The sequence below is a fragment of the Bacillus cereus group sp. BfR-BA-01380 genome (assembly GCF_022663535.1).
In the GTDB taxonomy this organism is placed as follows: Bacteria; Bacillota; Bacilli; order Bacillales; family Bacillaceae_G; genus Bacillus_A; species Bacillus_A cereus_BB.
This window is the reverse complement of the sequence record NZ_JAKUFS010000005.1, coordinates 96090-118262: the sequence shown is the minus strand read 5'-3', so window position 1 is coordinate 118262 and position 22173 is coordinate 96090. Positions and strand designations below refer to the sequence as shown.

The window sequence follows — 22173 nt, the reverse complement described above, 5'->3', positions numbered from 1 at the left end:
GAAGAAGGAAAGGCGGCTTATTTATCGCCGCCAAACCATTTCTTCACTAATTTATCCATTTCTCCATTTTCTTTCATTTTCTTAATTACTTTATTAAATTCTTCTGTCTTATCACTATTTTTCGGAAGCGCAATTGCTGAACCAGCTTCATCTGCAGCTTCTGGAATTTCCACACTCTTTAACGCTTTATTTTTTTCTAAATACCCTTTTGCTACTGTATCTTCTAAAATAATTGCATCAAAACGTCCTGCTTGAATTTCTTGAATTAGTTCTGGTACACGATCACGTCCTTCAAATTGGAACGATACTTGTTTTTGTAAATCTTTCGCCTTTTCTTCTTGGATAGATCCTGTTTGTACTCCTACCTTTTTTCCTTGTAGATCTTGCAACGTTTTAATATTTGAACCTTCTTTAGAAATGATTACATTTTTAGCGACAAAATAAATATCTGTAAAATCAGCATTTTTCTTACGCTCTGCTGTCGGTGTCATTCCCGCCATGACAAAATCAACTTTCCCAGCCTCTAATGATGCTAACAGTCCACCAAAATCCATATCTTTAATTTTAACTTTGTAACCTAACTCTTTACTAATATAGTTCATAACATCAATATCAAAACCGATAATATCTTCACTCTTTTTTGCATCCACATATTCATACGGTTTGTAATCTGCAGATGTTCCCATAACTAAAACTTTCTTTTTATTATCACTTCCTGCATTTCCACCCTTACTACAAGCAGTGAATATACTCATGATTAAAATAAGTGCAACTGAAATTGATAAAAATTTCTTCATTACCTTTCCTCCTAGTTAATGTATATTTAAATGATCTATAGAATTTTTATTCGTTGAATGTATTGTAGCAACAAATTTATTTTTATGCAATAAATAAAATAAAAATAAATTAAGTTTCTTTAAAAAACGCTAACAAACAAGTATATAATGCATATTTTTATGCATAAATAACTCGTATTATGTATAAAAAAAGAACCGTTAAGATTTCATTCTTAACGGTTCTAAAAACGTATATTACATTTCATCACAATGTTCTTCAAAGTACGATTGTAATTTAGCAATAACTTGCATTGGATCATGACCTTCAATCTCATGGCGCTCAACCATCGTTACAATCTTTCCATCTTTCAATAGTGCAAACGATGGAGAAGATGGTGGATATCCTTCAAAATACTCACGAGCACGTGCTGTTGCCTCTTTATCTTGACCTGCGAACACAGTAACAAGGTAATCTGGACGTTTATCATAATGAACAGAATGAGCTGCTGCTGGACGAGCAATTCCCCCTGCACAGCCACATACAGAGTTTACCATTACAAGTGTTGTACCTTTCTTTTGCAGTGCTTCATCTACAGCTTCTGGCGTTGTTAACTCTGCATAACCAGCTGCTACGATTTCTTCACGCGCTTGACGTACAACGTCATTCATAAAAAAGTTGAAGTTAATCAAAGCTTTCCCTCCTCTTATATACCTATTTGTATATTACCAGTAATGATTTCGAAAATACAAGTAAACTTACTTGCTTTGCCATTAAGAAAAACGTCTTAGAGAAAGGACTCTAAGACGTTTTCCTTAATGACCACGATGCTTCTGTTTCGCTTTTTGCACTTTTAACGCACGCTTTTTCCGCTTTTCCATTTCTCGTATTTCTTTCGATTGCACTTGCTTTTCTTTTTTATGCACTTCATACGATAACTGAATCGCTTCTTGTGCTTTCGTAAACTTTGAACTGTTTAATTCCTTTGCTGCTTGCCGAACCATGCGCTTTACATTTTTCGGACGCTTTTGCTGTTTAATCTCTACTCCGCATTTCGCAAAGCGATTAAAATACGGTAACAACGTATCATTTACAAACAAAAACACTTCTTCATCAGACGGTTCAGTACCAAAAATGTGCCGTACTGCATACAACTTCCCATTTTTTTCTTGTTCAATCATTCCTACAAAATACTGACCGTCATGATATACTGTCAATTTCACTGACAGTCCCTCCTTTATAAACTTATTCAGAAATGCTGGACATCCCGGAGGGGAAGGTTATTGACATAAAGTGAAACTTTTAGCAGCACGATTTTTTGCTGCTAATTAGTTGAACCAATCGGGCTCTTACGGACAGTTATCCCCCACCTACCTTCTTCGCTTTCTCTGAATCTTGAGATGGGGGTTACTGCCCGTTAGTAGCGGGATTAAAAATTATGCGTCCGGACTACCAACCGGAACTGTATTTTTGCATTTCTATCACCATTATATTACATTTTTACTTATTTTGTATCATTTCTACATACACTTCAATCATTCTTTTATGCGATCCTACAATATACTCTGGCAATTCTGTAACCGAAAAAAGCTTTAATTGTATTGCTTCCTCTTTGTTTACAGTAGGCTCTCCTTCATAATCATGCGTATAATATGCAGTCGTTACTGTTTGAAACTCGTCACCGTTTTCTAGTTTCACAAAATATTTTGCACCTGAGAACACATTAATGAGCTGCAAATTCTTCACATGAATACCGGTCTCTTCATACACTTCACGGTATGCAGTTTCTTCCGGTGATTCCCGGAGCTCCATTAATCCACCAGGAAGTCCCCATTTTCCATGCGGTTCTTGTCTTTGCTGTAATAATACTTCCCCATTGTCATTCAATACAAGAACAACTGAACCGACTAAAATTAACGGGCGATGACCAACTACTTTTCGTAATTCCTCCACATATCCCATTTCAACAAACCTTTCTTTTTATTTCCTTGTCCACACCATTGTATCATATGTATAAAATGGAAAAATGATCCTTTTTTACTTTTTAAGCAAAATATTTATTTGTCCCTTTTCATCTATCGTTGCTAATTGAATCGATTGAATCGGTACTTTCTGCTTTAACTCGTCTTTTACCCACTCTTCTGTTTTTTCTATTAAAGCGAGAACATCCTTTTGAATATTCCCATTCTTTATTAAGATAAATGTAATAGGTGATTGTTCTGCGTATATTTTCATATCTTTTCGAGACACTGTTTCATGTGCCGCATATTGAAATACAGAAACAACCCCACTTGCTTCCCATAAAGCTAGTTTTACTGTTTGAATATCTGTAATACCTTGCAACCTCAGCTCAGAAAATAAATACTCGACTGTAATCCGCGCTTTCTTTAAATTATTTAACTGAACGGAACCATTATGTATAAGAATAATTGGTGCAGGCTCTAAAAACCGTCTCCACCGATCCCACTTTAATGTCAAAATAGAACTTACTATATGAAGTACGACGAGAATAAACGATGTAATCATAGAACCCAAAAGACCTACTTTTTCATCAGACAATGCATTCGTTAGATTTCCCTCTAATAATAACACGAGAATAAGATCTAAAAAACGAAGCTGGGCAATAGAGCGTTGTCCCATCGCTTTTGCCACAATAATTAAAAACATATATGCGAATATAGCACGAAGCACCCACTCTCCATTAGAAATGTGACGTGCTCCTTCAAAAATATGTATAGACATGAATCGCACTCCTCAAGTTGACATTATTACAAAAACGGAACAATCTACTACATTTTCTTTAGTTTATGATTATTGAGAATACCTATGTAAAAAAAAACCTGATCCGCACACAAACGGATCAGGTTTTTCATCTATATATTCTTTAGCTAACAGAAAACATGTACTTTTTGTATGTTTTTCTTACTGCTAATATGAGTCCCATTAGTATCATATTAGAGAACAAGGAGCTTCCTCCATATGATAAAAACGGAAGAGCTATTCCTTTTACTGGCATTAGCCCAACGATCATGCCAATATTTTGAAAAATCTGCAGTGTTAAAATACCAATTGTTCCCGCACATAATAATGTACCAAATAGGTTATCTGCTGCAAACCCAACTATGGTTATTCGATAAATAAGAAGAAGAAATATAAATACAATGAAAGCTGCAAATAAAAATCCACCATCTTCAGCAACAGTAGCAAAAATAAAGTCTGTATGTTTTTCTGGAATATAGACACTTCCATGCCCAATTCCTTTCCCTGCCAAACCACCACTACCCACTGCTAAAATTGATTGTTGTGTTTGATATCCTTGATCTGTATATTCGAAAGGCGCTAACCAACCTAAAATTCGTGATTGTTGATGTGGTTTTAACAAAGGAATTAACTTATTAAAAATAATACTTGGATATTCCAAGAAAATATATATTAATGTAGTCAAAATTGTGATTGGAACAATTGTAATTATTGCAATCAACTTCCTCTTAATGCCTGACATGAAAATGATACAAACAGTTGCTGAACCGTATAAGAAAACCATTCCCGTATCAGGTTGCTGATACACAAAAAGCGATGGTGGAATTACTACTAATGCAATTTTTCCTATAAGCAATAAGTCAGTTTTAAATGTTCTTGCCATATATTTCGTATTATGCTTTACTGCTAAACTCGCAATTAAAACAACTAATGCGATTTTCAAAAATTCCGAAGGTTGTATCGACCCTAAAATTGGGAACCTAAACCACCTTTTTGCACCTAAAATTTCAGGTGTAAATTTTGAAACCGGTAATATACGAAGTATTACAATAGAACCAAACCCAATAATATAAAAAAGCCAAGCTAACTTTTGAATTTGATCACTATCCATACTTGCAACAAGTAATAGTAATACACCTCCTATTACATAATTAATTCCTTGTTGCAACGCGAAATTTGTTGTTCCATACTGTCCTGTTTGTTGACTACTGTATATAGCAACTAAACTTGTTACACACAAAATACTTAAGATGAAAAGCAATCTCTTATCTAAACTATTTAAAAATTCTGCGATACTCTTCATGATATCCTCCTGAATCAACGTCACATATAAAGTGAAACTTCCATACTAGTACTCTTTATCTCATTTCTATACTCCTCAAATAAAAAAACAGCCGCTACTTATTTTAGCTCTCTATATATGGTATTGGCAATGTATTGTAGGAAATTTATAATACATAAACTTTCATTGTAAGATTAACATTGAGAAAAAGAATTTGAATAGAAGAAGTAATGCCCTTTTTCAGGAAGTTGATCATAATAAAAAAGCTCGCAAGCGCGAGCTTTTTTATATTAATATACAGAAGTATTATCTGCAGACATACTTTCAAGAATTTCTTTTACGCGTCCTAAGAACTTACCGCAAATGAATCCGTCTAATACGCGGTGGTCAAGAGATAGGCATAGGTTAACCATATCACGTGCACCGAACATACCGTTATCCATAATTACTGGACGTTTCACGATAGATTCTACTTGTAAAATTGCTGCTTGTGGGTAGTTAATAATACCCATAGATTGAACAGAACCGAATGATCCTGTGTTATTGATCGTAAATGTTCCACCTTGCATTTCGTCAGCTTTTAATGATTTCGTACGTACTTTTGTTGCAAGCTCAGTAATTTCACGAGCGACGCCTTTAATTGTTTTCTCATCAGCATGCTTAATAACTGGAACGAATAATTCATCGTCAGTTGCAACTGCGATAGAAAGGTTAATATCTTTCTTCTGCACAATTTTATCGCCAGCCCACATAGAGTTAATTTGTGGGTATTCTTTTAATGCTTGTGCAACAGCTTTTACGAAGAATGCAAAGAATGTTAAATTAAAGCCTTCACGCTTTTTAAATTCACCTTTAATTGAATTACGGTATGAAACAAGATCTGTTACATCCACTTCAATCATCATCCAAGCATGTGGTGCTTCATGTTTACTGCGCAGCATGTTTGCAGCAATTGCTTTACGCACACCAGTCACTGGGATTTCAATATCTCCAGGCATTGTTGGTACAGATACCGGTTTTGCCGCTTCCGCTTTCGGTGCTGCCGGTGCCGATGCAGCTGCTGCTTTTGGTGCTTCTTGTGTAATTGGCGCAGCTTCTTTCTTCGCACCTGCTTGTGGAATATTGCCGGATTCAACTAATGTTAAAATATCTTTGCGTGTAATACGGCCATTTGCTCCTGTACCTACTACTGCAGCTAGATCAATATTATGTTCACCTGCAAGCTTTAATACAGCTGGTGAAAAACGTGGTTTACCATCAGTTGGTTGCTTTGCTTTCGGTGCTGATACCGGTGCAGCTACTTCTGCTTTTGGCGCCTCTTTCGTTTTCTCTTCTACAGCTGTTGCAGCTACTTCATTTGCACCCTCAACTTGAATCATACAAATCACTTCACCGACAGCTAGTGTATCACCTTCGCCAGCGATTAATTCTGTAACAACCCCACTGAAAGAGGAAGGTACCTCTGCGTTTACTTTATCTGTCATTACTTCTGCAAGCGGATCATATTTATTTACGTGATCTCCAACAGAAACAAGCCACTTACTAATTGTACCTTCTGTTACACTCTCCCCAAGCTGAGGCATTGTAATTTTTTCTACAGCCATGTATAGTCCCCCCGATTAAAATTCCGCAAGTTCGCGCATTGCTTTTTCAACTTTATCTGGATTCACCATAAAGAATTTCTCCATTGTTGGTGCATATGGCATTGCTGGAACGTCTGGACCTGCAAGACGAGCAATTGGTGCATCAAGATCAAATAAGCAATTTTCTGCGATAATTGCTGCTACTTCACTCATAATGCTTCCTTCTTTATTATCTTCCGTTACAAGAAGAACTTTACCTGTTTTTGAAGCTGCTTCAATAATTGCTTCCTTATCTAACGGATATACAGTACGTAAATCAAGAACGTGAGCAGAGATGCCATCTTGTGCTAATTTTTCAGCAGCTTGAAGAGCAAAGTGTACACATAATCCGTATGTGATAACAGTAATGTCATCACCTTCACGTTTTACGTCTGCTTTTCCGATTGGTAACACATAATCATCTTCCGGCACTTCACCTTTAATTAAGCGATATGCACGTTTATGTTCAAAGAACAATACTGGATCTTCATCACGAATTGCTGCTTTTAATAAACCTTTTGCATCATATGGTGTAGAAGGAATTACAATTTTTAAACCAGGTTGGTTCGCAAAAAGTGCTTCTACAGATTGAGAATGATACAGCGCACCGTGAACACCGCCGCCAAATGGTGCACGGATTGTTACCGGGCAAGTCCAATCATTGTTAGAACGGTAACGAATTTTTGCTGCTTCGGAAACAATTTGGTTCACCGCTGGCATAATGAAGTCAGCAAATTGCATTTCTGCAATTGGGCGCATTCCATACATCGCTGCACCGATTGCTACCCCAGCAATTGCAGATTCTGCAAGTGGTGTATCAAGCGCGCGCATTTCACCAAATTGATCATACAATCCATTTGTCGCTTTAAATACGCCGCCTTTTTTACCAACGTCTTCTCCTAATACAAATACTTTCTCATCGCGTTCCATTTCCTCGCGCATTGCTAATGTAATCGCGTCAATATAAGACATTACAGCCATGAAACGTTCCCCCTTATTCCGCGTATACGTGCTTTAATGCAGACTCTGGATCTGCATACGGAGCATTTTCTGCATATTCTGTTGCTTCGTTTACGATATGCATTACGTCGTCTAACATTTGTTTTTCAGATTCCTCTGTTAAAATGCCTACTTCTCTTAAGTAATTTGCAAATGTATAGATTGGATCTTTTTTCTTTGCTTCTTCTACTTCTTCTCGGTCACGGTAAACACGATCATCGTCATCACTAGAGTGTGCTGTTAAACGATACGATACCGTTTCAATTAATGTTGGACCTTCACCACGGCGTCCGCGATCTGCTGCTTCTTTTACAGCTTTATATACTTCAAGCGGGTCATTTCCGTCTACTGTGTATCCCGGCATTCCATAACCAATTGCACGGTCAGATACATTTTTACATGCTAACTGTTTTTCAACAGGGATAGAGATTGCATATTTATTATTTTCACACATGAAAATAACAGGTAATTTGTGTACCCCAGCAAAGTTTGCACCCTCATGGAAATCACCTTGGTTGGAAGAACCTTCACCAAATGTAACAAATGTTACTAAATCTTTCCCTTCCATCTTTCCTGCTAGCGCAATACCTACTGCATGTGGTACTTGCGTTGTAACTGGTGAAGAACCTGTTACGATGCGATTTTTCTTTTGTCCAAAGTGTCCAGGCATTTGACGTCCGCCAGAGTTTGGATCTTCTGCTTTTGCAAATCCGGATAACATAAGCTCTCTTGCTGTCATACCAAATGCTAACACGACACCCATATCACGATAATACGGCAATGCGTAGTCTTTTTCACGATCAAGTGCAAATGCTGCTCCTACTTGTGCAGCTTCTTGTCCTTGACAAGAAATTACAAACGGAATTTTCCCTGCACGGTTTAATAACCACATGCGCTCGTCAATTTTACGTGCGAGTAACATCGTGCGATACATTTCTAATACTTGCTCATCGCTTAACCCAAGCTCTTCATGGCGTTTCGCTTTTACTTCAGCCATTTTAACACCCTCCTAAATCCTTTTTACCCCGCTCTATTATAAAGCAAGAACAGTGCACTATCCATTCCGAATGGTTCACTTTTACCCGTGTAACGCTTTTCCATCAACTGCTAACGCAGCTTCACCAATTGCTTCTGATAATGATGGATGTGGATGAATTGTATGTGCAACTTCCCAAGGCGTTGCGTCTAATACTCTTGCAAGACCTGCTTCTGAGATCATATCTGTTACGTGCGGTCCAATCATATGAACACCAAGAATATCATTTGTTTCTTCATCAACAACAAGTTTTACGAAACCATCAGATTCTCCATATACAAGCGCTTTACCGATTGCACGGAATGAGAATTTACCTACTTTTAATTTATAGCCTTTTTCTTTTGCCTCTTGCTCTGTTAAACCGACAGAAGCTACTTCCGGGCTGCTATATACACATTTAGATACCATAGAATAATCAATTGGCATCGGTTCTTTTCTAGCAATATGTTCAACCGCTACAATTCCTTCATGAGAAGCAACATGCGCAAGCTGCAGGCCGCCAATTACATCACCAATCGCATAAATGTGTGATTCTTTCGTTTGATAATATTCATTCGTTTGAATATAACCTTTTTCAACAACGATATCTGTATTTTCTAAGCCGATATTTTGTGTGTTTGCTTGTCTTCCAACAGATACAAGCATTTTTTCAGCTTTAAATTCTTTATTTTCACCATTCAATTCAGCTTGAATCGTTACACCATTATCTTTTACTAAAGTTTCTGGTAACACTTTTGCACCAGTTACAACTTTAATGCCCTTTTTCTTAAGCAAGCGTTGCATTTCCTTAGAAACGTCTTGATCTTCAAGCGGTAGAACGTGTTTTGCATATTCAAGTACAGTTACTTCTACACCAAAATCAGCAAGCATAGATGCCCACTCAATACCAATTACGCCGCCACCAACAATAATGATAGATTCAGGAAGCGTTTCCATTTTTAGGGCATGATCAGATGACATGACGTATTCACCATCAAGTTCAAGTCCTGGTAAAGAATTTGGACGTGATCCTGTTGCAACGATTACGTTTTTCGGAATAAGCATTTCATTCTCTTCTCCGCTTGCGAATTCAACAGAAATCGTACCTGGCATCGGTGAAAAAATAGATGGGCCAAGAATACGACCAATTCCTTCGTATACATCGATTTTCCCTTGCTTCATTAAATGCTGAACACCTTTATGAAGCTGGCTAACGATTTTTTCCTTACGTTCTTGTACTTTTGCAAAATTTAATTCTACATTACTCGTTACAACGCCGAATTCTTCACCTTTTTTCGCAGTTGCAAAAACTTCAGCACTGCGAAGTAACGCCTTACTAGGAATACATCCTTTGTGTAAGCAAGTACCGCCTAGGTTCTCTTTTTCAACAAGCGCTGTTGTTAATCCTAGTTGCGATGCACGAATAGCTGCAACATATCCGCCTGTACCACCGCCAACGATAACTAAATCGTATTCTTTTGCCATATCACTCAACCCCTAGCTACTGTTTCTTTTTCCCGTACAACATACTCTTTTGCAGTTTCTTCATCACGAAGTACACGAAGTGCACCTTCTGCTAATGCTTGCAATTCATCTTCACCCGGATGCACAATGACATCTGCGATCCAATGAACGCGCTCTTTAATTTCATCAACAAGAATTTTACTATATGCAAGCCCGCCCGTTAAAACAATGGCATCTACTTTACCATGAAGAACTGCACTTGCCGCACCGATTTCTTTTGAAACTTGATATGCCATCGCTGTATAAACAAGCGTTGCTTCTGGATCGCCTTGTTCGACCATCTTTTCTACTTTAATTGCATCATTTGTACCAAGTAAGCTTACTAAGCCCCCTTGTCCAACGATTTTTTTCATCATTTCATCGCGATAATAGTCACCAGAGAAGCACATTTCTACAAGCTGGCCTACTGGAACCGTTCCTGCACGCTCTGGGCTGAATGGTCCTTCTCCATTTAAACCGTTATTTACATCAATAACTTTTCCTTTTTTATGAGCACCAACTGAAATACCGCCGCCCATATGTGCAATTACTAAATTTAAATCTTCATATTTACGATCAAGTTCTTTTGCAACTTTACGAGCTACTGCTTTTTGGTTTAGCGCATGAAAAATACTTCTTCGCTCCATGCCAGCTATCCCGCTAATACGAGCAATATCTTCCATTTCATCTACAACTACTGGATCAACAATAAACGCCGGAATATTAAGTCCAGAAGCAATTTCATATGCTAAAATCCCACCTAGATTGGAAGCATGATGACCACTATAACCATTTTTCAAATCTTCTAGCATTGCTTCGTTTACTGTGTACGTACCGCCTTCAATCGGTCGAAGTAATCCGCCGCGTCCACATACAGCATTTAACTTAGAAATATTAATGCCATGAGAATGAAGAACCTCTAAAATAGTTCGCTTACGAAATTCATATTGGTCAATAATACGCTTATATTTCCCAATCTGTTCTGTGTCATGACGAATTGTTTCTTCTAAAACAGGTCTTTCATTATCAAAAACACCAATCTTCGTAGATGTGCTACCAGGATTAATAACAAGAATACGATTCACGGACAAGAATTCTCCCCCTACCATTTATTATAGAAAGACAGCAGCAACTTTTCTCCCCCCAACATTCCAAATGAAGTCGCTGCTGCTTTCACATTTACTTTCTCTATCAATTAGCGACGGCTTAAAATGTTGTGGCCGTTACTTAAAAATGTGCTACGTGTATTTTTTAAGCTTGCGATGCGCTCTTCAGCAAGACGATCTGCTGCTACATATGTTGGCACACCATCACGTTTTGAAATTGAGATTACTTTTTCAATTGTGTCATAAATTGCTTCTACACGTTTTAATGCACGCTCTCTATTGTATCCGTATAACTCGTCCGCTACGTTAATTACGCCACCCGCATTAATAACATAGTCTGGTGCATACACGATGCCCATTTCATGAACGATATCACCGTGACGATCTTCTTTTAATTGATTATTTGCAGAACCAGCAATTACTTTCGCTTTTAATTGTGGAATTGTTTCATCATTTACTGTTGCTCCTAATGCACATGGTGCATAGATGTCACATTCAACACCATAAATTTCGTTTGGCTCAACAGCAGTTGCACCAAATTCTTCTACAGCACGTTGTACAGCTTCTTTATTAATATCTGTAACGATTAATTTTGCACCTTCTGCATGTAGGTGTTTACATAGGTGATAAGCTACATTCCCTACACCTTGAACAGCAATTACTTTACCTTCTAAGCTATCTGTACCGAACGCTTCTTTTGCAGCTGCTTTCATACCAACGTATACGCCGTAAGCAGTTACTGGAGATGGGTTACCAGAAGAACCGAATGAAGGTGAAATACCTGTTACAAAATCTGTTTCTTCATGAATAATATCCATATCATCTACAGTTGTACCAACATCTTCAGCTGTGATGTAACGACCATTTAACCCTTGAATGTAACGTCCTAATGCGCGGAACATTGCTTCGCTCTTATCTTTGCGTGGATCGCCGATAATAACTGTTTTTGCGCCGCCTAAGTTTAAACCAGCTGCTGCATTTTTATATGTCATACCTTTTGCAAGGCGAAGAGCATCTTCAATTGCAGCTTCTTCAGAGTCGTATGTCCACATTCTTGTTCCGCCAAGAGCTGGTCCAAGAGTTGTGTCATGAATTGCAATAATTGCTTTTAAACCTGATTCTTTATCTTGACAGAACACCACTTGCTCGTAATCGTAAGTTTCTAAGTATTTAAAAATTTCTAATGTCATTGTAATTTCCCCCTTGATATGTTCACCATTTTCAATTTTAGTCCGTTGTATCGGACGCATTTCCTTAATCATTAATGAAAACATGTATTGCAAGAAAGTTTATTTAGAAGCAGTCGCAACTGCCAATGCCAATGAATACACTTTTGTTTCTGCTGAATCAGCGCGAGATGTTAACACAATCGGTGCTTTCGCTCCAGCGATAATCGCTCCTACTTTTGCATCTGCAAAATATACAAGCGATTTATATAATACATTTCCAGCTTCAATTGTTGGGACGAGTAAAATATCTGCTTTACCTGCTACATCGCTTTGAATTCCTTTATGCTCTGCTGCAATTTGTGAAACAGCAATATCTAAAGCAAGCGGTCCGTCAATGATACAATTTTTAATTTGACCCCGGCGATTCATTTGCGTTAACATTGCTGCATCAATCGTTGCTTGCATTGCAGGATTTACAACTTCCACAGCAGCAATCGGAGCTACTTTCGGTACTTCTACTCCTATTGCCCGGGCAACTTCAACTGCATTTTGTGCAATCGCCGCTTTTTGCTGTACATCTGGAGCGATATTCATCGCTGCATCTGTTACGATGATAAAGCGATCGTAATTCGGTACTTCAAAAGCTGCAACGTGTGATAACACACCGCCTTTACGAAGACCCCACTCTTTATTTAATACTGCTTTTAAAATGTTAGCTGTTGGAATGTTGCCCTTCATAAGTACATCCGCTTCTCCACCTCTTACAGCCTTTACCGCTAATTCAGCAGCTTCTGCGCTAGATGTAGTAGAAATTACTTCAATATGTTCTGAAGGCGCTAATCCATGCTCTTGTAACATACTCATAATTGTTTCTTGATTTCCATATAGACGAAATTGAGCTAACTGTAATTGTACAGCCTTTGTAACGGCTTCAATTACTTCATGATCTTCAGCTACTGCAACAGCAACTGTTTTTTTCGGTTGCTTTGCTGCTTGATCAATTAAAGTTTGTAACTTCATATTTTGTAATCAACCCTTCCTCGTCGTCCCTCGCTTATATATTAAAGCAAATACCGTGCCAACTTTTTAATTTCGTTTAAATATTTTTGAAAGCGCATTCAAAACGTAGAAAAATCAACATTTTGTAACTAAATAAAAAATTCTGTCTAATTTTGCCACATTATATATACCGTGCAAATTATTGCACGGTATGAAAATTATTGCATGCTATTTTTTGCACACTCGTATTTCTCTAGCTTATAATATAAATTCCGAACCGAAATCCCTAATGCTTGTGCTGTTTTTGTTTTGTTCCCATTACATCTAGACAAATACTCATGAATAATATTCCCCTCAAATTCAGCCACTAAATCCTCAAGAGGCCTTTCTTCTAATTCAGAAAGTACATTACTCCCTATAAGTTCTTGTTGATCCTCATGATGTAACGGCGGTAAATGGTGTACATCAATATACATCTCGTTATAATTCATAAAAATAATTGCTCGCCCTAAAATATTTTCAAGCTCACGAACATTTCCCGGCCAATCATATGACTGTAAATACTTCACTGCAGATTCCGTTAAGCCCTCAATATTACGACCATAATCTTGATTAATTTTTTGAATTAATCGATCAGCAATTTCACTAATATCTTCTTTACGCTGACCAAGTGATGGAATATGGATTGGAATTTTATTTAACCGATAATATAAATCTTCCCGAAAATCACCATCTAAAATCGCCTTTTCTAAATTCACATGTGTCGCAGCAATGACTCGAACATGAATCGGAATTGGCTTTGTACCTCCGACTCTCACGATTTCCTTCTCTTGCAAAACACGAAGTAACTTCGCTTGTGTATTCGCAGACAATTCTCCTATTTCATCTAAGAAAATACTTCCATTGTTCGCTTCTTCAAAAAAACCACGTTTCCCCCCGCGACGCGCTCCCGAAAACGCGCCTTCTTCATAACCAAACAGTTCACTTTCTAATAACGATTCAGAAATTGCCGCACAATTTACCCGAACGAACTTATTGTACTTCCGATTGCTGCTATTATGAATAGCGTGTGCAAACAATTCCTTCCCAGTTCCTGACTCCCCCCGGAGCAGTACCGTCGCCGGTGTATTCGCCCCTAGTTTCGCCTGCTCAATCGCCGCCACAATCTCTTCTGACGTTCCAACAATATCTTCGAATGAATACTTCGCTTCTAATGTACGAATAATTTGTCTTGCCCTATTTAATTCATTTGTTAATTTTTGGATTTCGGATACATCGCGAATTACACCGACACTCCCCTTTAAAATCCCATCAACAATAATCGGAGCTACGTTTACAATAACATCTCTCTTTTTTTGCCCAATTTTCATATGAATACCACGCACTGCCCTGCGCGTCCGTAGCACCTTCATATGCATACTTTCCCCTTCTACAATATCCGTTGTCGCTGGCTTACCAATAATATCTTCTTCAGAAAGACCTGTTAATTTTGTATAAGCCGGGTTAATAACAAGTCCTCGTCCTTGTTCATCGACAACAGAAATTGCTTCTTCAGAAGAATGGATAATCGCTTCTAGCAACGTTTGAATTTCTTTTAAATCCGTTACTTCTTCAGCCAAATTTACAATTTCAGTAATATCTTTAAAAACCGCAAACGCCCCTTGCACGTCTCCAGTTTCATTTAAAATCGGAATGCGCGTTGAAATAATTTTCTTTCCATTATCTAATGTTAATTCTTGATTAATCTCAATTTGTTTCGTACGAATAATACGAAGCAACTTACTCGTTGGAATGACTTCTAAAATATACTTATTAACAACTTCCGCACTTTTATATCCCGTCATCCGTTCCGCACTTTTATTGAATAATAGTACATACCCTTCTTTATCAACCACAATCATACCGTCGTGTGTGGAATTTAAAATAAGATCCCGTTGCTGCGTTTGATCTTTTAATTGCCCGATCAACCTTTCTTTTTCATGCTCAAGTTTCACACCAATATTCGCAACATCCCCTGGGACTAGGAGTACATCTTCTTTTTTCTGCACTAAAACCTTTTCATACACACTGTAATCACCTGTCATATCAAAGATGACATCAATGTCCTCACGTATAAAAGATTCCCAGTCACTCCCTGTAGAAATATAAAGACTCTTTGCAAGTTGAATCCCCTTTGCTCTTTCATCAATATCCACAATTGCAACTACTTCAAATATATTCGATTTTTGCAATAGATCTAGAATCGCACTGCCCCCAGCACCCGCTCCAATAATTAATACCCTTTGTTTCATATGCTACCAATCCTCCCGCAGCATCTCTGCAAAATTTTTCATACTTTTATCTTACTTCTTACGAAACCTCTTGACAAACGAACGCGAATTATTACATGATTTTGTATATACTAAATTGTCTGAAAAGGGGTATTCCTTATGCAACGTTATCTCGCTCTCCTATTAGCAGTTATCCCTATTTTTCTAGCTGTAGTAGGCATTAAACTGATGAGAGATACTATCTTCGGTGTTCTTTTCTCTCCAATCCCTACATTATGGTTACAATTTGTAATTGGAGCACTCTGTTTTGCAATTGGTTTTTATATTTTTGGCGGCTTCGTTTTATACCGCGACCGAAAACGGAATAAAGTACAAGCCCGATTTCGAAGATAAAGTGAAACTTCCATTCGAAGGTGCTTTTCCTTTGAATGGTTAGTTGAACCAATCGGGATTTTACGGACAGTTAGCCCACACCTATCTTCTTTAGAAATGCGGAAGCGGCTCGCTCAGAATCACAAGACGCCCGAGTTGGACAACACTTTTACTGTCCGTTAATGCGGGATAAAGTGAAACTTCTATCAATGGAAATCTTCCCACTCGCGAATCGTGCAATAGAATTCTTTACCTTGAAATACTTCACAATACCAACGTTCACAAAGAAAATGAGACCTTCTCTGAAGAAAGGTCTCATTTTTTACCTTGCAATAGTCCCTTTGCACGCTCTGGATAGTCTGTAATAATAGCCGTCACATTCATCTTTAAAAACTTCCTCATCACTTCCTCATCATTGATTGTATACGGGCGCACAGCTACACCATTTTCCATCGTTAATTCTACAATTCCATCCGAAATATACCGGTAGTTCGGATGGATAGCACTCGCTCCCATCTTTTTTGCGTAAGCCCACGGGCTATGTAACCCTTCCTTATACAAAATCGCCGTCTCAATATCAGGAGCCATCATATGACACTTCTTCATACTATAATGATTAAAAGAAGATAAAATCGTTCGCTCCTCCATACTATATTTTCGAATAAAAGTAATTACCTCTTCTTCTAAACCAGGGTACGCTACCTTATTATTCTTAAATTCAATATTAAGAATAAGGTTGTTTGTTTTCAGCCACTCTAACACTTCTTCTAATAAAGGAATAGGCTGCACACCGACCTTATCATGAAATATATAACTCGCATCTAACGTACGCAAATCCTCATATACATAATTTCGAACAGCCCCTTTTCCATTGGTCGTTCGATTTACCGTCTCATCATGAATGACAACAATCTTGTTATCTTTTGTGAACTGCACATCTAATTCAATTCCATCAGCTCCAAATTTCTCTGCCGCCTGAAAAGAAACCATCGTATTTTCCGGATACGTCCCTGCAGCTCCGCGGTGTCCAAAAATAAGCATCATCTTCTCACCTCAAATTCTATCTCACTTTAAAAGTTAACAAAAAATCATTATAGGTTGTAAATCAAACTATATATTTTTCAATATATAAGTCACTGCTATGTAGAATACAAAATGACTTGCACTTGCATGCAGCAGACTTCTATGCATAGCTAGTCGCTCTTGCCACTTAATTTTTATGTCGGTTTTTCAACTTACATTTATATAATAATACGACTCGCTATCATCGATTCCTCTCTACTTATGCTAATTTCACTTTATGCTATACTATACAAAAAGGAGGTACCTTTATGAAACCATTACAACTTTCACCAGAAACAGCTATTAAGTTATCTAAAGCTCTCGGTGTTCCACTTGAACAGCTAATGCATATGCCTCAGCATATTTTAATTCAAAAACTCGTTGAATTAGAAAAACAAAATCAAGAGAAAGAATAAACAGTCCTGTTTTGCACAGGGCTTTTCTTATAGCACCCCAATTTGCTAAAACAAAAAATGAACATCCCTTTCATGACAGTTATCTACAACTCCCAAAAAGAATGTTCATCGGTTTGTATATCAATACTTTATTGGTTAAGCAAGCGTTTATACTTACTTTTCTTTTATAAACAAAACTGCCTCATTTTTTTCTACTGTTATTTTTAACTCACCTTATGTTCAAGCCTTAAGTTATCTGCAACCATCGCGATGAATTCGGAATTCGTTGGCTTTGCTTTTGACATGGATATGGTGTAACCAAAAGCTTTAAACATTGATATGTGGAGGTTTCTAGCGCTTTCTTTTCGTCCAATAAGTGCGTTAGTTTTCACGTCCTTTATTGGTCTATCTTTTATTAATTCATTGGTAACGTTACGTTACTACTTTATACAAAAAATAACCATAGTTACTTTTTGTAGGACGCCTCTCCGGGTTTTCACGTGGACATTATACTCGTCTACCTCCGGACAGGCAATACCGTCAACTTTGAGTAATTTGATGAGGTATCAAGAACAGAGGGAATTTAGGTTAATGTTAAAACAGTGCAAAAAATTTAATGTACTAAAGATCAATATTGTTCTTAACAAAATCTTGCGTTTGGTTAATTTCATAATGTCTGAATATTTTGTATACCAAAAAAACCCCAAATACAATCAAGGTTATACCACTTAAGTTCATCGCATAAATTATACCAAATGAATCAGATATTAATGAAAAGACAATAGTTCCAATGGCACCTAATATAACACTTAATGCCCTATAGAAAGTCCAAGCATTTCCAATATCAACGTTTTTATAAAGCTCTGCTAGGCTGGTTCTATGAATTGAGGCATAAATCATATTGGCAACAGAGGATATAAAAAGGAATAAACTTATAATTATAAATGATTTAGTTTGCGTTGCAATAACATAACATAAACCCATAACAAGTATTGATAAAGATAAGGATCTATAGTATAAAGATGTTTTTACTTTTAATGATATAAGTCCTCCGAAAAATAAACCGAGTGCCATAATGCCCGATATATATCCATAGTACCTCTCGTCTTTAGCGAGATATTCCATCACAAATACAACTAGTAAACTACTAAAAGCAACTGCAGAGAAAGAATAGAATGGAAAAATAGTTATCAAATCTTTTTTTATACCTGAATCTTGTGCTTTAAACCATTGAAACAAGCCTATATTCTTAATTTTTTCTTTGTTAATGTTATTTTTGATTTGTATCTTTACAAATGAAATTAACAAAGCACTAATAATAAATGATGCTGCATTAACTAATAACGCAGCTTTATAATTCAATTCATAAGTAACTACTCCTCCTAATGCAAGACCTATTCCAATTGCAACAGTTTGTATTATTTGATCAATAATGTTTGAATTGTTCTTTTTCTTAGGATCCGTAACAGCATTTAATAATATAATACGAGAAGACGCACAATAAATTTGGACAACTTCTAATAAGAATATTATTACATATGCAAATAAAAAATGAATTTGAATTAATGGAATTAATAAAACAATTAATACACATCGTACAATGTCACCTATAACAGCTATAGACTTTTGGAATTTCATGTTACCCGCTTTATAAATAAATATACCCAAAAAATGAACCAAGGCTTTTATTGTAATGACACCTGTCGTTATTAATGCTGAATTCGTTACTTTATAAAGCGTAACACTCAAAGCAATTACATAAATTTGATCACCTAAAGAAGAGATTAATTTACTTATGTATAAAAAAAGAAGGTTTTTGTTCATAATTGATTTTACCTCTTTCTAAGCACCCAATAAGAAGGCAGGTTTTGTTTCTCATATTGCTATTCCCACCTACTTATTGGGTATATTTTCAGCATGAACTTGGTTCTATATTAAACTTCTTGTAATGTTTGTGTATTATTAGTTATATCTTTAAGGGTTAAAAAGTGTATATCCCCATTCTCCGCTGCCTTTATGGCAACTTCTGGATAACTAACCGGAAACTCTAAGGTTTTCATATCCTCAAATCTAGGATCTTTTACAATTTCACCTGTTACCTTTTTTACATCTTTTCTATTGAATAGATGTTGCAACATTTGTTCTTTATTAGCATTAAAACTTGAAGCTGTAAAAAATAAACCATATTTCTTTTTACTAGATTGATTTGACACACCATTACCACTGCTTGCATGGAGAGTTCTCCCGTCAAATAAAACCAAATCACCTGCTCTACTGTCCACTGTTTTACTACGACTAAAAACATCTAGATTTTCAGATGGTGTATAGTACTGACCATTTATCTTAATTCGTTTATGAGATCCAGGAATAACATCTATACCACCATCATTATTATTATCCTGTAAATAGATAGCGCATTGTAAGAAATTTGGTTTATCTCCAATACCACCTACTTCATTATGAAAAGCAACATCTAAATGCCAAGGTACATAAACATTTTGCCTAACTGTAAAGTTAGGATAAACTACATATGCCCCTCCAAAAATGCCCTTAAAGGCAGAAATCACTTTTTCCTTAAAAGGGACTGTATTTAATAAGGGCATGCTCAACACTTCGCTTGGTACGATTGCTGATAAGGGAGAATCTAATTTATCTAAAATATCCCTTGCTTTCTCTACTTCACTTGCAGTTAATACATTTCTTACTATTGTATATCCTTTTTCAGCTAACTCTTCTAAATAAACAGATGACATATTCTTACAACTCCTTTAGTTTATTTTATGGTGTAATATAAACGATTGAGCTATTACATATCTGCAAAAGTAACTAATTTTACACCTAAGCTACTCCATTCATTCACAATATGTAAAGGAACCTTATTTTTTACTCCGATATTCTCCATGTCTTGGTAACGTCCTACTAAAAGATTAGGATTATTACTTTGAACTTCACCACGTTTACGCAAATGTTTTAGAAAACCTTTCCAATTTGCATTAACAGAAGCAAAAGTCATGAAAACACCTAATTTTGGATCTTCATTATATTTTTTTTGAGGTGTACTTTGATGAACTAACCTTCCATCCCAAAGAACTGCCCCACCAGCACCTGCATTTACTGTTTTTCCTGAAACAGCAATATCTAATAAATTGGCAGAAGCAAATAATTTGTCATTTATTTCAATTCTTTCATGGGATTTAGGTATAATATCAACCTGCCCCCCTTTTAGTTCATCATTACTTTGTAAATAAACACCACATTGTACAAATAGTGGTTCTCCCTGGGTTCCTCCTAAATTTTCAGTAAAAGCACCATCAATATGCCAAGGCTCATAAACACCTCTTCTTACAGTGAAGTTAGGGAATATAAGAATATTTTCTCCTAGAACTGAGCGCACTACCTCAATGATTGAGGTATTTGTAAGAACTTTCGATACTAATTGATCTCCTAATACATCTGAAGGATACGCTGTAACTCTATCTTTTGTAAGATTAGAGCAAGCTTCTCTTACTACGTGTAGTTCAGAAGATGGAATGACTCCTTCAATAATTTCGTACCCTTCGCTTATCAACTTATTATTTTTTAGTGTTTTTAACATATAAAATCTTCTCCCATTTCAAATTTATAAACAATGATTTAATACAATTCCTTTTAAGGCATTAAGTCCCCCCAAGGTACAAATTCTCCTTTGTTATTCTTATATTCCTTATTTACCCCTTTATAGACATTCATCGCCATTTTACGATCATAAAGTAGAGCATTCCATATAAAATCATGTGTCGCTCTTCTGAAAAGATAAGTATCAGAATATGATTTAATTATTTTTGTGATAGGCGGTATCTGTGTTTTGTTCTTTTCTGTAGACTTATTTACACGTAAATAGGTCCTAAATGCCAATAAATCTTCAAATACCGAAACCCCCATAACATTAGAAGGATACTCATAAAAATCTTGATGTGTATCTATAAAAGCTTGAATATTTCTTAAGGCAGAGTTTACCCCTAATTTTAGTCCCAACCTCATGTGAATTCGAGAATTCGCACCCCAACGAGGATTAATTTCTATTAATTTATGCTTTCCATCTCTCTCATCTAATTTCATTTGTATGCCAGCATATCCAACTAGACCTAAACTCCTCATCAAATCTATAATCCTATCTGTTTCTGGTAAAGCATCTGTAGTCTGAATACATGTAGAATATCCACTAGCAAGATACCTATGCTTTCTTAAAGTAAATAGTAGTTTAGGATCTTGATGTTTATTCATGATTAAATGTACAGACGGTTCTTTTGTACCTGGTATATATTCTTGAAGGGCAGGCCAACCACTTATTGGTTCTACTTGCTTTACAGTCCTAATTAGTTCATCCAAATTTTTTACTAATTTAACGCCATTTGAATTGTTTGAAAATCTCACTTTTACTATTAATGGAAATGAAACTTCTTGACTAAATCTTTCAACATCATCATAACTGTTAGGTAAAATCGTATTCGGGCAAGGTAAACCTACTTTTTTAGCCTCTTGCATTACCGTGAACTTATCCATGCTCTTACATAATGAGGTAAAGGATGATGTTGTTACAGTTATTCCTTTTTCATTAAAAGCTTGAAGATTTTTTGAAAAAACAAGATATTCAAACTCTGAAGTGGGTATAACTACATTAATGCTATTACTTGTACAAATTTCTAGAATCCGATCTATAAACTCTTTTTCAATTTCATTAGTCTTCATTGTTATTTTTTCAACATTCACTTTGCCAATAACATCCTCTATTGGTTTTATATAGTGGACTTTATCTACAAATTTTGAAGCACCAACACCTTCTTCGATCTTAGAATAGTTCAGCAC

At 36.4% G+C, this 22173-nt stretch carries 21 protein-coding genes and 1 pseudogene; 2 read left to right on the top strand and 20 right to left on the bottom strand.

Annotated features, from left to right (window positions below):
- Positions 1 to 17: 17 nt before the first annotated feature.
- The 14 genes from MR076_RS06705 to MR076_RS06640 form a co-directional block, all read right to left on the bottom strand.
- Positions 18 to 797 (bottom strand): transporter substrate-binding domain-containing protein, encoded by a 780-nt coding sequence (locus MR076_RS06705; protein WP_242218927.1) that lies wholly within the window; start codon positions 795 to 797, stop codon positions 18 to 20.
- Between the two features lie 234 nt (positions 798 to 1031).
- A complete protein-coding gene (locus tag MR076_RS06700) occupies positions 1032 to 1445 on the bottom strand; it encodes a BrxA/BrxB family bacilliredoxin (protein ID WP_242219212.1) in 414 nt (137 codons plus the stop codon).
- A gap of 144 nt (positions 1446 to 1589) precedes the next feature.
- Complete coding sequence (locus tag MR076_RS06695; protein ID WP_242218925.1) at positions 1590 to 1997, bottom strand: YjdF family protein; 408 nt, start codon at positions 1995 to 1997, stop codon at positions 1590 to 1592.
- Between the two features lie 277 nt (positions 1998 to 2274).
- Entirely contained in the window at positions 2275 to 2736 is a 462-nt protein-coding gene (locus tag MR076_RS06690; protein WP_242218924.1) for an NUDIX hydrolase, read from the bottom strand.
- 75 nt (positions 2737 to 2811) lie between these two features.
- Positions 2812 to 3516: a DUF421 domain-containing protein gene (locus MR076_RS06685; RefSeq protein WP_242218923.1), complete on the bottom strand. Its 705-nt coding sequence runs from the start codon at positions 3514 to 3516 to the stop codon at positions 2812 to 2814.
- Positions 3517 to 3658: 142 nt separating this feature from the next.
- Positions 3659 to 4837, bottom strand: a complete 1179-nt coding sequence (locus MR076_RS06680; RefSeq protein WP_242218921.1) for an FtsW/RodA/SpoVE family cell cycle protein — start codon at positions 4835 to 4837, stop codon at positions 3659 to 3661.
- A 269-nt stretch (positions 4838 to 5106) separates the two neighbouring features.
- Entirely contained in the window at positions 5107 to 6420 is a 1314-nt protein-coding gene (locus MR076_RS06675; RefSeq protein ID WP_242218919.1) for a dihydrolipoamide acetyltransferase family protein, read from the bottom strand.
- 15 nt (positions 6421 to 6435) lie between these two features.
- A complete protein-coding gene (bfmBAB, locus tag MR076_RS06670; protein ID WP_035429503.1) occupies positions 6436 to 7419 on the bottom strand; it encodes a 3-methyl-2-oxobutanoate dehydrogenase subunit beta in 984 nt (327 codons plus the stop codon).
- Between the two features lie 13 nt (positions 7420 to 7432).
- Entirely contained in the window at positions 7433 to 8434 is a 1002-nt protein-coding gene (gene bfmBAA, locus MR076_RS06665) for a 3-methyl-2-oxobutanoate dehydrogenase subunit alpha (RefSeq protein WP_242218917.1), read from the bottom strand.
- Positions 8435 to 8515: 81 nt separating this feature from the next.
- Positions 8516 to 9937, bottom strand: a complete 1422-nt coding sequence (lpdA, locus tag MR076_RS06660) for a dihydrolipoyl dehydrogenase (protein ID WP_242218915.1) — start codon at positions 9935 to 9937, stop codon at positions 8516 to 8518.
- 5 nt (positions 9938 to 9942) lie between these two features.
- Complete coding sequence (buk, locus tag MR076_RS06655) at positions 9943 to 11046, bottom strand: butyrate kinase (protein ID WP_242218913.1); 1104 nt, start codon at positions 11044 to 11046, stop codon at positions 9943 to 9945.
- Between the two features lie 104 nt (positions 11047 to 11150).
- Positions 11151 to 12251: a leucine dehydrogenase gene (locus MR076_RS06650; RefSeq protein ID WP_090913935.1), complete on the bottom strand. Its 1101-nt coding sequence runs from the start codon at positions 12249 to 12251 to the stop codon at positions 11151 to 11153.
- Positions 12252 to 12350: 99 nt separating this feature from the next.
- Entirely contained in the window at positions 12351 to 13250 is a 900-nt protein-coding gene (gene yqiS, locus MR076_RS06645; RefSeq protein WP_242218911.1) for a phosphate butyryltransferase, read from the bottom strand.
- A 197-nt stretch (positions 13251 to 13447) separates the two neighbouring features.
- Entirely contained in the window at positions 13448 to 15520 is a 2073-nt protein-coding gene (locus MR076_RS06640; RefSeq protein ID WP_242218908.1) for a sigma-54 interaction domain-containing protein, read from the bottom strand.
- Positions 15521 to 15658: 138 nt separating this feature from the next.
- Between MR076_RS06640 and MR076_RS06635 the strand changes: the two genes are divergently transcribed.
- Positions 15659 to 15892, top strand: a complete 234-nt coding sequence (locus MR076_RS06635) for a DUF2627 domain-containing protein (RefSeq protein ID WP_242218906.1) — start codon at positions 15659 to 15661, stop codon at positions 15890 to 15892.
- A gap of 294 nt (positions 15893 to 16186) precedes the next feature.
- On the opposite strand, the gene MR076_RS06630 is transcribed toward MR076_RS06635, so the two are convergent.
- Complete coding sequence (locus MR076_RS06630) at positions 16187 to 16915, bottom strand: glycerophosphodiester phosphodiesterase (protein WP_242218904.1); 729 nt, start codon at positions 16913 to 16915, stop codon at positions 16187 to 16189.
- Positions 16916 to 17202: 287 nt separating this feature from the next.
- Here MR076_RS06630 and MR076_RS06625 point away from each other — a divergent pair, with 287 nt between their 5' ends.
- On the top strand, positions 17203 to 17349 hold the full coding sequence (locus MR076_RS06625) for a YycC family protein (protein WP_020061562.1): 147 nt from the start codon (positions 17203 to 17205) through the stop codon (positions 17347 to 17349).
- Between the two features lie 203 nt (positions 17350 to 17552).
- On the opposite strand, the pseudogene MR076_RS06620 reads toward MR076_RS06625, so the two are convergent.
- The 5 genes and pseudogenes from MR076_RS06620 to MR076_RS06600 all read right to left on the bottom strand — a co-directional run.
- Positions 17553 to 17666, bottom strand: a pseudogene (locus MR076_RS06620) (sporulation initiation factor Spo0A C-terminal domain-containing protein); the annotation flags it as partial.
- 283 nt (positions 17667 to 17949) lie between these two features.
- Entirely contained in the window at positions 17950 to 19152 is a 1203-nt protein-coding gene (locus MR076_RS06615) for an MFS transporter (protein WP_242218902.1), read from the bottom strand.
- Positions 19153 to 19262: 110 nt separating this feature from the next.
- The gene (locus tag MR076_RS06610) at positions 19263 to 20081 is read right to left on the bottom strand and encodes a phytanoyl-CoA dioxygenase family protein (RefSeq protein ID WP_242218900.1); all 819 of its coding nucleotides are present in this window, start codon (positions 20079 to 20081) and stop codon (positions 19263 to 19265) included.
- A gap of 53 nt (positions 20082 to 20134) precedes the next feature.
- Entirely contained in the window at positions 20135 to 20923 is a 789-nt protein-coding gene (locus MR076_RS06605; RefSeq protein ID WP_242218899.1) for a phytanoyl-CoA dioxygenase family protein, read from the bottom strand.
- Positions 20924 to 20976: 53 nt separating this feature from the next.
- Positions 20977 to 22173: an ATP-grasp domain-containing protein gene (locus MR076_RS06600; RefSeq protein ID WP_242218897.1), complete on the bottom strand. Its 1197-nt coding sequence runs from the start codon at positions 22171 to 22173 to the stop codon at positions 20977 to 20979.